General features: G+C 49.8%; 8 protein-coding genes. 6 read left to right on the top strand and 2 right to left on the bottom strand.

Annotated features, from left to right (window positions below; genetic code table 11):
* Positions 1-22: 22 nt before the first annotated feature.
* From LI015_RS22470 to LI015_RS22450, 5 genes are all read left to right on the top strand, one after another.
* Complete coding sequence (locus LI015_RS22470; protein ID WP_118024293.1) at positions 23-925, top strand: sugar phosphate isomerase/epimerase family protein; 903 nt, start codon at positions 23-25, stop codon at positions 923-925.
* A gap of 55 nt (positions 926-980) precedes the next feature.
* Positions 981-1,943, top strand: coding sequence for a D-2-hydroxyacid dehydrogenase (locus tag LI015_RS22465; protein WP_038282022.1), 963 nt, complete (start codon positions 981-983; stop codon positions 1,941-1,943).
* Between the two features lie 273 nt (positions 1,944-2,216).
* Positions 2,217-3,053 (top strand): sigma-E processing peptidase SpoIIGA, encoded by an 837-nt coding sequence (locus LI015_RS22460; RefSeq protein ID WP_002573559.1) that lies wholly within the window; start codon positions 2,217-2,219, stop codon positions 3,051-3,053.
* A 39-nt stretch (positions 3,054-3,092) separates the two neighbouring features.
* Positions 3,093-3,833, top strand: a complete 741-nt coding sequence (gene sigE, locus LI015_RS22455) for an RNA polymerase sporulation sigma factor SigE (protein WP_002567086.1) — start codon at positions 3,093-3,095, stop codon at positions 3,831-3,833.
* Between the two features lie 162 nt (positions 3,834-3,995).
* The gene (locus tag LI015_RS22450; RefSeq protein WP_227126416.1) at positions 3,996-6,236 is read left to right on the top strand and encodes a YcxB family protein; all 2,241 of its coding nucleotides are present in this window, start codon (positions 3,996-3,998) and stop codon (positions 6,234-6,236) included.
* Between the two features lie 90 nt (positions 6,237-6,326).
* Here the strand turns inward: LI015_RS22450 and LI015_RS22445 are convergent, their stop codons facing one another.
* Both LI015_RS22445 and sigG read right to left on the bottom strand, forming a co-directional pair.
* Positions 6,327-7,253 (bottom strand): NYN domain-containing protein, encoded by a 927-nt coding sequence (locus LI015_RS22445; RefSeq protein WP_002567088.1) that lies wholly within the window; start codon positions 7,251-7,253, stop codon positions 6,327-6,329.
* Positions 7,254-7,337: 84 nt separating this feature from the next.
* Positions 7,338-8,114, bottom strand: coding sequence for an RNA polymerase sporulation sigma factor SigG (sigG, locus tag LI015_RS22440; RefSeq protein ID WP_002567089.1), 777 nt, complete (start codon positions 8,112-8,114; stop codon positions 7,338-7,340).
* A gap of 448 nt (positions 8,115-8,562) precedes the next feature.
* Here sigG and LI015_RS22435 point away from each other — a divergent pair, with 448 nt between their 5' ends.
* Positions 8,563-12,630, top strand: coding sequence for a doubled motif LPXTG anchor domain-containing protein (locus tag LI015_RS22435; protein ID WP_227126415.1), 4,068 nt, complete (start codon positions 8,563-8,565; stop codon positions 12,628-12,630).
* The last annotated feature ends 145 nt before the right edge of the window (positions 12,631-12,775 follow it).

Raw genomic sequence — 12,775 nt, 5'->3', positions numbered from 1 at the left:
TTTGAACAGGAGGAATAAGAGAATGAAAGAACCAATCCAGAAATATTTCCAGGTAGGCACCATCCAGTGGATGACCCACCCGCCGGTCAGTTATCCGGTGTGCGATTCAGTCAGAACCATCTGCTGCGATCCGTATTTTGGGGCTTTGGAGATTACCCATATCCCGGACAGCGAGACCAGGGAAAGGGTGAAGAAAATGCTGGACCAATCCCATCTGCGGGTGTGCTACGGCGCCCAGCCGAACCTGCTGGGGAAGGGGCTGAATCCCAACCATCTGGAGGAGACGGAGCGGAGGAAGGCGGAAGAAGAGCTGACCCGGGCAGTGGACGAGGCGGCGTATATGGGGGCCGGGGGTATCGCATTTTTGGCAGGAAAGTGGGAACCTGATTCCAGGGAACAGGCATATTCCCAGCTTTTAAAGACAACCAGGGCAGTGTGCACCCACGCCGCAAAAAAGGGCATGATGGTGGAGTTAGAGGTATTTGACTATGATATGGATAAGGCGGCGCTGATTGGTCCGGCGCCTCTGGCGGCCCGGTTTGCAGCCGATATGGGCATGACCCATCATAATTTTGGCCTGCTGGCGGACTTGTCCCATTTTCCCACCACCTATGAGACCTCCCGTTATGTGGTGCGGACCCTGCGCCCCTATATCACACATTTCCACATAGGAAACGCAGTGGTTAAGAAGGGCTGCGAGGCGTACGGGGATCAGCACCCCAGATTCGGATTCCCGGAGAGCGCCAACGATACGGAGCAGCTGGCAGAATTTTTCAGGGTACTGAAGGAGGAAGGCTTTTTCAATGAAAAAGAGCCTTATGTGTTATCTCTGGAGGTCAAACCCTGGGGGGACGAGGACGGGGAAATTATACTGGCTGACACGAAGCGTGTGATTAACCGGGCATGGGCGATGGTGGAGGACTGATGGAGAGGATTAGCGCCAAATGGTACGCTGGGAAAATGGAAAGGATGAATCATATATGAGGATTGTGGTATTAGACGGATATACGGAAAATCCGGGGGATCTGAGCTGGAAGGGCCTGGAGGACCTGGGGGATCTGACGGTTTATGACAGGACGCCCAAGGACCGGGTGGTGGAACGCATTGGCCAGGCAGAGGCGGTGTATACAAATAAGACGCCCATAAGCGCCCGGACAATAGAGAGCTGCCCCAACCTGCGGTTTATCGGGGTATTGGCCACAGGCTATAATATTGTGGACATACGCGCAGCCGGAGATGCAGGGATCATTGTTTCCAACATTCCTTCCTACGGCACAGATGCAGTGGCCCAGTACGCCATTGCCCTGCTTCTGGAGCTGTGCCACCATGTGGGCTTCCATTCTGACTGTGTAAGGGCAGGCGAATGGACCCGCTCCAGGGACTGGTGTTTCTGGAAGTACCCGCTGACAGAGCTTGCGGGAAAGACCATGGGAATCATCGGATTCGGGCGCATAGGAAGGCGCACTGCTGTCATTGCCCAGGCTCTGGGAATGAAGGTGCTGGCCTTTGACCGGTATCAGGATAAAGGTCTGGAGACGGACAGCTGCCGGTACGCAGACCTGGAAGAGCTGCTGTCCGGCTCTGATGTAATCAGCCTGCACTGCCCTCTGTTTCCTGAAACGGAGAAAATCATCAACCGCCGTACCATTGAAAAGATGAAGGATGGGGTTCTGATTATCAACACCTCCAGAGGACAGCTGGTGGAGGAAGCCGACCTGAGGGAGGGACTTGACAGCGGTAAGATAGGAGGCGCTGCCGTGGATGTGGTTTCCGCAGAACCCATACAGGAGGATAATCCTCTTTTGGGCGCGGAAAATATACTGATTACGCCTCATATCGCCTGGGCGCCCAGGGAATCCAGACAAAGGCTCATGGATATAGCAGTGGAAAACCTGAGCCGGTTTATGTCAGGCACGCCTCAGAATGTGGTGAATGAACCATGAAACAGGTTATGTGAATAGAGGCTGTTGTAAACACAGGCTATTATAAGAACAGCACAATCAAATAGAGACGCGTACAGCCGGAACGCTGCCGCCACACCGTGTATGGATGTGGCGGCGGCATTCCGGCTTTTTGTAAAAACACCATATTTAGTATGAAACTCGAATTTTGTCGATAAATATTGTACCTGTTATCGGTTATTTCGACAACATCCGCGCTTTGAAACCGCTATAATGGCTTTCAGAAAGTTTGCCAGGGAGGTGAGGCCGGACTGAGTGGTTTATACAGTATACATAGATGTGGTATTCGCGGTCAATACCATAATGGACATGATGGTTCTGACCATCTTAAACAGAGTTTTATCCTACAGGACCACAAAGCGGCGTATTCTGGCCGGAGCTGTCATCGGCGGTATATGGTCCTGTGTGGTGAGCCTGGTTCCCGGTCTTCCGGCCGCAGTGGAGATATTGGGAACGTATGTAGCGGTGAGCAGCCTGATGGCCGTAGCTGCCTATCACCTGAAAAGCCCTAGAGAGGTAATTAAATCCGTGGCAGGTATCTACCTTGTATCGGTTGTTCTTGGAGGTGTGATGCTGGTGCTCTATGAACACACCAGGGCTGGGTATTACGCATGGCTTTTGGTGGAGTCCGGACATGGAAGAAGGATTCCCGTCATGGTCTGGATTTTAATGATTGCAGGGGCAGCCGCAGCCTGCTATGGATTTTCAGGGGGGATAAAGGAATTAATCCGTACCATGGCCCACAGGAAGGATTTATGCAGGGTTACCATGATTTACGGCGAAAAGAAAGAGACAGTTACAGGGCTTATAGACACGGGCAACCGGCTGAGGGAGCCTGTGAGCAGCCAGCCGGTCCATGTGGCGGCGGCCGGTGTCATGAAGCAGCTGTGTCCGTCGGTAAAGGGTGTGGTCTATGTGCCGTACCAGTCCGTGGGAACCAGCCGCGGAATTCTGCCGGCCGTGTTCATAGACCGGATGGAGATAGAGCAGGAGGGCGGCAGGTACAGCCTTGAGAAGCCCCTCATTGCCATTACGAAGCAGGAGCTTTCTCCCTCAGGGGAGTATCAAATCCTGATACAGAAAAGCGACTAAGGAACTTGAATAACACACAACGTACAGGAGGACATTTCCATGATTATAAAAGTATCCATACCAAACCGTTTCCAGTTAAAGACCATCCCCAGCTTCAGGACCGTACTGATGCCCAGGCAGGGGGAGGTACATTATATAGGAGGCGCCGATATACTGCCTGCCCCTCTGGAAACAGAGGAGGAGGGCCGGATGATAAGTCTTTTGGGAAGCGAGGATGACAAGGAGGCCAGGGCGGCCCTGATTGAGCACAACCTGAGGCTGGTAGTCTACATAGCGAAGAAATTCGACAACACCAGCGTGGGGGTGGAGGATTTAATTTCCATCGGAACCATCGGACTCATCAAAGCCATCAATACCTTTAAGCCGGATAAGAACATCAAGCTGGCCACCTATGCTTCCAGATGCATTGAGAATGAGATTCTCATGTATCTCAGAAGGAATAATAAGACACGTCTGGAAGTGTCCATAGATGAACCTCTGAATGTGGATTGGGATGGAAATGAACTTCTGCTGTCGGATATTCTTGGAACGGATGAGGATGTGATTTATCACGATATCGAGGATGAGATAGAAAAAAGCCTTCTCAACAACGCAATCAGCCGCCTAAACCCCAGGGAACGCAAAATCGTGGAGCTGCGGTACGGCCTTACAAACGAGGACGGGGAGGAAATGACCCAGAAGGAAGTGGCCGACCTGCTGGGAATCTCCCAGTCCTATATATCCAGACTGGAAAAGAAAATCATGAAACGGCTTAAAAAAGAAATTGTCAGATTTGAATAGGCATGGAAAGTCAGCAGAAAGAGCTGGCTTTTTTGCTGTCTTAAGGCTTGTCTAACAGAGGAAAATGCGGTACATTGTTATCAGGAATATGATTTGATATACAAGGCTTTCCATATCTTAAAGATGCGTATGGGGAGAGCCGGCCAAGGGGGTAGGAGAGGCATGTCCGCAGCACAGGTGGGAGAAAGGCTCTGTTTCAGGCTGAGTGAACAGGAGTATAAAGGATTCCTCAGATGGTATAAGAAAGACTTTCTGAAGGAAAAGGACCTTGGAAGGGTCCGGCCGGATTTTATGAATCTGAAGGAAGACTGCTGTATCACCATGGAGAATGAGGTGATCCGCATACAGACCGGGAATACGGATATATGGCTGCTGTATTCTGCGCTGACAGAGGTTCATAGGAAGGAAGGCCTGATTCTGTTTTTCGGGCAGAAGGAATTCTGGGCCATACCGGAGCGGGTCCTGGGAGGGGATCTGGAGGCGCAGGAATGGTTCAGATGCCTGAACACAAAATGTTTGGAGAACAGGGATGGCCGGATTCCCATGGGGGATGTGGAGGAAGCCTGCCGCAGAAGAACCGTCCCATTCTGCTGTTACACCAGGAGCGTGGACCAGATAGCAGACGCATGCAGGGCATTGGGCCTGCCTTGGAGAAATGTGCAGAAGCTGAGGAAGGCGGCATTGTTCCCGTACCGGTATGCGGGTTTGCAGCTGCTGGCACTGGAAGAGGACGGTATCTGTGAATATGGAGAACGGTCCGTGGTCAGACATGCCTATGGGGATTTTGAGAAGGCGGTTTATACGCCGGAATATGTTTGTCTGATGAAAGGACGGGGCGGGGCGGTCATGATTCCCGTGGAGCCGTTAGCACAAATAGGCGGCATTAAGATGCTGTTTCAGATATGCAATGAGAGAGGAAGCGGGAAGCCTCTGAGCCTGAAGCAAAAAAAGGTACATGTGCCGGCAGGAAAATGGGGGACAGGCAGAAGGTTACTGGCTGTGGCCGCAGCTGTGGCGGCATTGGGACTGGCGGCGTGGGGAGCAGGGAGTGGTGGAAGCACAGGAACAACGGGAAGCACAGGGACAGCGGAGGGCAGCGTACAGGCCCGGATGGCAATGGCAGAGGTGTCTGAAGAGGGAACGGCGGATTCGGGGGAAAACGCAAGTCAGGCAGAGGAACATGGAAATAAAGCAGCAGACAAAATACAGGACGGTATTATGATTACTGTTCCCGATGATACGGTTTTTGACCAGGTGGTATCAGACGGAACCTATGTATCATCCTCCCTTTATTATAAAATCCGGCTTCCGCAGGAGGAGTGGACCCAGCAGGGAAACCGTGATTTCGGGGACATCCTGGTCTCGGAATGGGGGAGTATTCTGGTCCGGGGATACAGGGAGCAGCCGCAGTTTTTTGCAATAGCGGGAATAGATACCCCCAGGACAAAGGCGGATTACATCCGAAGGATGGAGAGCGGAGCAGCTGTTAAGGACGATTCCATGCCGGAGGTGCTGGAGTATACATACAGAAGGGTGAAGGGAGACGAGATTGTCCAAAAGGAGATACGGTATAAGGCTGAGGAGAATACAGGACAGATATACGGTGGGGGTGAATACGGGGAAGGGACATATCGATATAGCGTAGAGCTCAGTGTGCTGGGACCGGAGTATTTTTACACGGTAACGGTACGTCTCAGGGAAGAAACGCCGGAATCCATAGGAGAAGCCAGGCAGGCTCTTGATTCCTTCCGGATTTTGGATACGTCTGCGGGTATCTGCAAAAAGATGGAGGACGAGGTATTTCACGGCTATTACGGCAAAAACTATGTTATGACAAACTGTCTGGTCCTTCTGGAGGAGGACTTAAGCCCGGAGGAAATCGGTGACTGCCTGGAGATGGTGAAGAAGATTGACACAGGCTTTTTTGGGGTAAAAAGCGGGGATGCGCTGGCGGCCCGGACAAAGGACAGTCTCTGGCTGGGCATAGACAGTCAGAGTCTCCAGGAAAACTGCACCATGGAGAATGCCAGGAAGGTGTCAAAAATATTCAAGTCGGATGTCATTCTCTATGACGAATTTGACGGAGATCTGCTGATGGTTGCCTACAGCGACAAACATCAAAAGCATGTGTACCAGAGGGCGACATCAATTACTAAGGAAATACTGGAATCAGAGTTTGGATGTTACGGAAAAGAGCAGGAGTTTCCTGAGGACATACTTAAATATACGGACCTGACCAGAGAAGAGGCGGAGGCCATATGGACAGACCCGGACGCTGTATTCCAAATGGACAAATGGTATGAAATCACCAGCCATATGACGAAGATGCCTGTTCCGGAAGAATTCATCGGCATAAGGGACTATAAAGAGTTTAAGGATGGCTTTGAAATCATCCGCAGATAACAGGAGAGGCAGAAAAGAGAGTAAAACAGGAATGCCCGGAATAGGCCGCATCCACAGGCTGGATGTCCCTTCCGGGCATTTCTGTTGTTGTTATTTGAGCTGAACCATGTTATCCCTGATGCGGAATGTACCGAAGCTGCGGATAAAGCTGGAAATGCGGCTGAAACCATACTGCTTCACGTCAAAGGAAGGGTATGTCTTTTTCAGCTCATCGTGTATGATGCTCAGATTATCCACATGTCCGTTATATCCCTTGATGATGCGGATGATTTCCTTTTCAATCTCAGTCTTGGAGATGCTGGCGCTCTTTTCCTGGACAAAATAACCGCCGTGGAGCTTGACCACCTGAAAGTCGTTGTTGTTCAGGCTTTCCAAAAAGGTGGAGAGCTTGGAGTAGCCGTAGTTCCTGACATCAAAATCTGAAAAGCGCTTTGTAAGGAAGTTACCCACCTTTGCAAGGATAATGGGCTGGTTCTGGCTGTTATTTTCAATGAGGAGCTTGGTGATGGCCTTCTGGATTTCATCTATGTTGGTAATGGTCTTCTGGTTTTCGATGACCGATGTCTCCGGTGCATCGTCAGAGGATATGATCTCCAGCAATTTAAACGTATCGCAGGCTGCACGGAAGGGCTTGGGGGTTTTCTGCTCCCCGATTCCCATGACAAACATCCCTGCCTCCCTCAGGCGCTGGGCCAGCTTGGTAAAATCCGAATCGCTGGAAACCAGGCAGAAACCATCTACATTTCCGGAATATAGGATGTCCATTGCATCAATAATCATGGCTGAATCAGTGGCGTTCTTTCCGGTGGTGTAGCTGTACTGCTGGATGGGATTTACGGACCAGTCCAGAAGCACATTCTTCCAGCTGCGCTTTTCGTTATCTGTCCAGTCGCCGTAAATGCGTTTGTAGGTGGCGATTCCCACATCCGACACTTCGTCCAAAATGTATTTGATATACTTGGGGGAGACATTGTCTGCATCAATCAATACTGCAAATCTGCGTTCATTTTGTTCCATAGATATGTTCACTTTCTGTTGGCATATGTTTCAAACAAGCACTAACATGAATAGTTTAACACATCTGCTGAAAGGCTTCAAGGGTCAGCTTAAATAGGACTTCATACTTTTCAGCGCATTTTTTTCAAGGCGGCTCACCTGGGCCTGGCTGATATGGATTTCCTGGGCAACCTCGGTCTGGGTTTTTCCTTCAAAGAAACGCATGTCAATGATATGGCGCTCCCGCTCCGGCAGCCGCTTCATGGCCTCCACCAGAGATAAATCCTCCACCCAGTTTTCCTCCAGGTTCTTTTTGTCACTAATTTGGTCCATCACAAAAAGAGGGTCCCCGCCATCCGTATAAACCGGCTCATACAGGCTGACAGGAGTCTGTATGGCATCCAGTGCATAGGTGATGTCTTCCTTTGAAACACCTATTTCCTGTGCGATTTCCATGAGAGTGGGTTCCTTGGAATTGGTTCTGGTAAGCTGCTCCCTGGCATAGAGGGCCTTATAGGCAGTATCCCTCAGGGAACGGCTGACCCGGATGGAATTATTGTCCCTCAGATATCTGCGCACTTCTCCCAGTATCATAGGCACTGCATAAGTGGAAAATTTGACATTCTGAGTGATGTCAAAATTGTCGATGGCCTTGATTAGGCCGATGCATCCAATCTGGAACAGGTCGTCGATGTTTTCCTGGCTGTTTGAAAAGCGCTGGATTACGCTGAGTACCAGGCGCAGGTTCCCTTTGATATACTGCTCCCTGGCCTCCTTGTCACCGTCCAGTATTCTTTGAAACAGTTCCTCTTTCTCTTCATTGCTCAGTAAAGGCAGTTTGGCGGTATTGACTCCGCATATCTCAACTTTGTAGCCCGACATAATCCTTACCTCCGTTATAATGCCATACGCCCTGACATGAAAAAATTCAGGGCTGTACTGGATGAATCTGCTATAACGAAATGATGTACGGATTCCAGATGTTTTATACGGTTTGGGGGGAGAAAAAGATTTCCATTTTTTTCTGGTTTGTGTGGAATGCAGGGAAATGCGGACACACATATTATAAAAAAATGAATAAAATAACGTAAAAATAAAAAAAGTGACCAATTACAGCTTGAAATAACGCTTTACGTAACGCTTTGTATGCTATTATGTAACTATAGTGAAGGAAAATGGCTTCTGGTTACAATTCAAAATACATAAATAATTTATAAAAAACATGAAAATGTAACCAAAGTGTAATCATTTATGATATGATATTGTTAAGATGAATCGTGAAGCAGCTGCACCTGATTGGCAGGGGAGTTTATGAAAAAGGAGAACTATTATGGAAAGACGGAGAAGTTCCGGTACAATAACGAAATCCATGTATTACAGCCAGAAAAGGATTCTGGCATTTTTGCTGACAGCAGCCATGGTTTTCACGAATTTGGGCACCGGTCTGAATGTATCCTATGCTGGTACGGCGGACCAGGTTACGTTCCAGATGAAAGGCGCGGATTTGGTAGCTGCCGTGGAGGAGGCCATTGAAAGCGGCCATGAGATAACGGCAGATGATTTAGGCTTTACCAATGGCAGGACGGCAGAATTTGAAAAGGTATTTTTCGGTACGAAGGGTGCCGTGTATGAGGTATATCCGGAGATGGAAGGAAGCAGCATGGAAGCGGAGCTGCGTGTATTTGTGCGCCTTCCGGAGGATGCCGGCGATATGTATATGGTAACCGGGGACGAGGAAATCATCCTGCTTTATGTGAATAACGGGGAGGAGACCATCAGCTGCACCACGGAAATCACACGGATGGATGACGGTGTAGAAAAGGTCAAAAAGACAAAGCGCGTCACCATCAGGAGTTATGAGGATGCATTTGGCGATGAGGAAGTAGATATCATATCAAAGCCAGCCCAGGAGGAGACAGAAGCCTCCGAATCTGAGACATCGGTTGAAAGCGGCGCCGACGGCACCGGGGAGTCAACTCTGCCGGAGGAAAGCGCAGATGGCAGCGGAAGCGGCGAAAACAGTGGAAACAGCGGCCAAGATGCCAGCGAAAACAGCAGTGAAAGCAGCGGCGAAAACCAGGAGGAAATATCACGGCCTGAGGACGGGTCTCTTGGTTCGGCCGGCAATACAGACCACGGTTCAGACGGCAATGCAGATCACAGTACAGCTGATACAGAAGCCGTGCCGCCGGACGATGCTCAGGGAACAGATACTGAGAAAGACAATGCTGCCGATACAAAGGTACCGGAAAAGAACAGCGGGTCTGGTTCTGATGAGAAGCCGGAAAAGGATATTGCGGACCAGGATAAGGACACCCAGAAGCAGGAGGACAGGGAAGAAAAGTCAAATAAGGATGAGGATAAGAAAGAAGAGGGCGCTGTGCCGGCAGCTGCCATTTCCCGTCATGATGCCCCGGTTGTATCTGAGAAAGAGGAGGGCAGTCCGGCAGATTCCGCCGATGTAAAGGAAAACGTGCCGGAGAAGGAAGAAGCCTCCAATGAGAAGGAGACTGAGCCCAGGGAGAAAGAGGAGCATAAGGAAGTAAAGGAGACAGAAGAAGCAGCTGGGACAGGGAAAGAAAAAGAGACAGAGACGGTAAAAGAAACAGAGAAGCCTTCTGCGGAAGAGACCAGGGAACCGGCTGCCCCAACAACGGAAGTGAATGTGCCGGATACAGACGAAGTGCAGACTACAAAAGCGGATGATGAGGGAAGCGCACCTGAGAGTACGCAGGCAGCGGACAGCACGGCCGGAAGCAGCGAGCCATCTTCCGATTCAGCGGAAACATCAACAGCACCGTCCGCAGATGCCTCACTTCCTTCAGAGTCAGAGCAGGAGACCGCTCCGGAACCTGTGCCGGAGGATGATACTAAGAAGGCCAGCACCTCTGATTTGGCTGGCATGGGGTATTGTTCCACAGCCAAGGTTTACACCACAAGCCTGAACCAGTTAAAGGCATTGGAGGATTTTGACGGTTATAAGGTGACATACACCAGTTTCCCTGAGGCCAGTGCCCGGATTATGGAGGGGACAAGAGGCGTGAAGGAAGGCGAAAGCCTGACCTTTGGCGTCAAGACCCAGTTGGGATATACAATTGACAATGTGACTGCCAATGATGAGGATTTGGAAGCAGACTCGGTTACGGATGAGCTGGACGGATCACAGACAGCATGGTATACCATATCCGAGGTTTATGAGGAGCAGAACATACAGGTATACACCCTGGAGACATTGGAACATCCTGCTTTTGACAAGTCAGTGGAGGTCAATGGGGTTACAATCAGGATAACTGCTCCCGAAGGAGTGCTGCCTGCCGACACGCAGATACAGGCAGAGGAGATAACAGAGCAGGTGGAATCAGCGCTGACGGAAAAAGTGGATGCTGAGTCTGATGACGGAACAGTGGTCAGCACCATCATTGCATATGACATCAACCTTATGTATGACGGCGTGAAATTAGATAACAGCTGGGCCGAGGACGGCAGCAATCTTGTTACGGTATCCTTTAGCGGAGAGCGGATTGAGAAGGCCAGCATGGAGGCGGACCAGATTGAAATTCTCCATCTGGAGACGCCTACCCAGGAGGTCCAGGCCGTATCTGCAAAGGCGGAGCTGGAAGGCAGCGGGGAAACAGAAGCCGTAGCCCAGGTGCCTGTGCTGGATGGCATTTCAGCAGACGATATTGCGGTTGACAGCGAGGGACGCCAGGAACTGGATGTGAGCGGAAGCGCGTCCGTTGGACAGATTCATTTCCAGACTGACCATTTCTCGGCATTTACGGCTATATTTAAGACCTCACCTTATCTGGTGATTGCCAATGAATTGCAGGAAGGCAGTGAAGGTGCTGAAAAAGTCGAATACACCTATAAAGTCAGCATCACAGACAGCAGGAAGAATAAGAATGAGAAGCTCTATCTGCTGACAGGAGATGGTGGGGCTGAGGAATATAATACAACCGCTGTAACAGAAGGCGACACCAATACCTATACCTTCAATCTAAAACCCAACGGAAAGATGAAGATAGGGAATGTAGGGCCGTCAGCTGAATACAGGGTAGTCCAGACGATAGAGGATACTTATAACGAGTTTAGAGGGGTAACGGAAACAGCTAGAACAAAAATTGATTGGATTGAAACAGACATTGACCTCGGCACGGAGGGAGAGGGAGAAAGCTTCCCCTATGGTTATGGTTCTAACAATCAATATGGTTCGCTGATGGAGCGGGCCGCCGTATTAATGAGAGCATATACAAAGTGCAGGGAATACGATGAGACTCCGGGGAGAAAAGACCGGTTTGAGCAACGGCGGGCTTTATTGGGAATTTCGAATAATAACGTAACCAATGATAGCATTATAGCGAAGCTGTTAGAAGACCATTATGGTACTTCTAAGTGGCCTTTGGCATCGGAAGAAGGATTTGGCGATTTGGCCGGCATCGTAAGTGAAAGACTGGAAAAAGACAATGTCCCAAATAACAAGCGGCCAAAGAATTTATACCTGCATATATACTTCAGAACAGTAGACAGCACAGAAAATATGGAAATCATACCATATTTAACGGGAAGTGACGCTTTGAAGGACTGGAATGCGTACGCGGCCTTTGACAGCCAGGAGGGTATGTGGTACCAGTATTTAAAAGCATATCCAGTTAGCACAACCTATATGATTTCCAGTCTGCATGCAGGAGGGAATGTGAATACCCCTAAAACCATGCATATGCTGATGGAAGAAGACAGCGGCAACTGGCATGCAATGTGCCCGGGAGAAGTACCGGATATAGGAGATCCGATTATGCAGCCGGCTGTGGACGGTGTCATTTCCAAATTTGGCACCGCATATCAAATAGAGTATACATTTAAAAATTATTACTATAATAGTACTTCCGCAGGTGACGGCTCCACAGACACTGGTTCCACAGACAATGATTCCTCAGGAAATGATTCCTCAGAAAAACCAGATAACGATTCAAACAACGGTAATGGAAATGAATCGGGCGGAGTGTCCGGGAACGACACAGCGGATACAGATACCCCAGGTTCATCCGCCGGCGGCACAACGAATACGTCCCAAGGCTCTGAGGGTTCCGGCAGTTCAGGCGGAGGAACCACCACAACGTCCGGCGGCACAGGCAGATATCAGGGGACTGATGCCCAGAGCGGTCCAGGCGCGCAGCAGAATGTGATTGAATCCTCACAGGTTCCCCTTGCATCCCTTCCAGCGGATGCATCGGCAGCATTCAGCCAGTCAATGGCCATCATAGACGATGGGGAGATACCGTTAGCTGCCATACCGAAGACAGGTGACAGGGGAAGCAGTGCCCATGAGTTATCGTTCATTCTTTCGGGGATGCTGATGGCCGTATATTTGGTCCTTGGAAAGAAAAAGAAGGAATCCTAAAATTGCAACGGAAAATTGAGAAAATTATATAAGGACGCTGTCTTATGATGGAGTTTCAGGCTCAGATTTCATGCCTGAATCACACATCATAGGACAGCGTCCTTTGCTGTTTATGGATATGAAGTTCCCGTGCAGGTCATATGAT

The organism is Enterocloster sp. 210928-DFI.2.20 (assembly GCF_020554465.1).
Taxonomy (GTDB): domain Bacteria; phylum Bacillota; class Clostridia; order Lachnospirales; family Lachnospiraceae; genus Enterocloster; species Enterocloster bolteae.
Note: the sequence above shows the minus strand (reverse complement) of the source record. Positions and strands in the feature narration are given on the sequence as shown.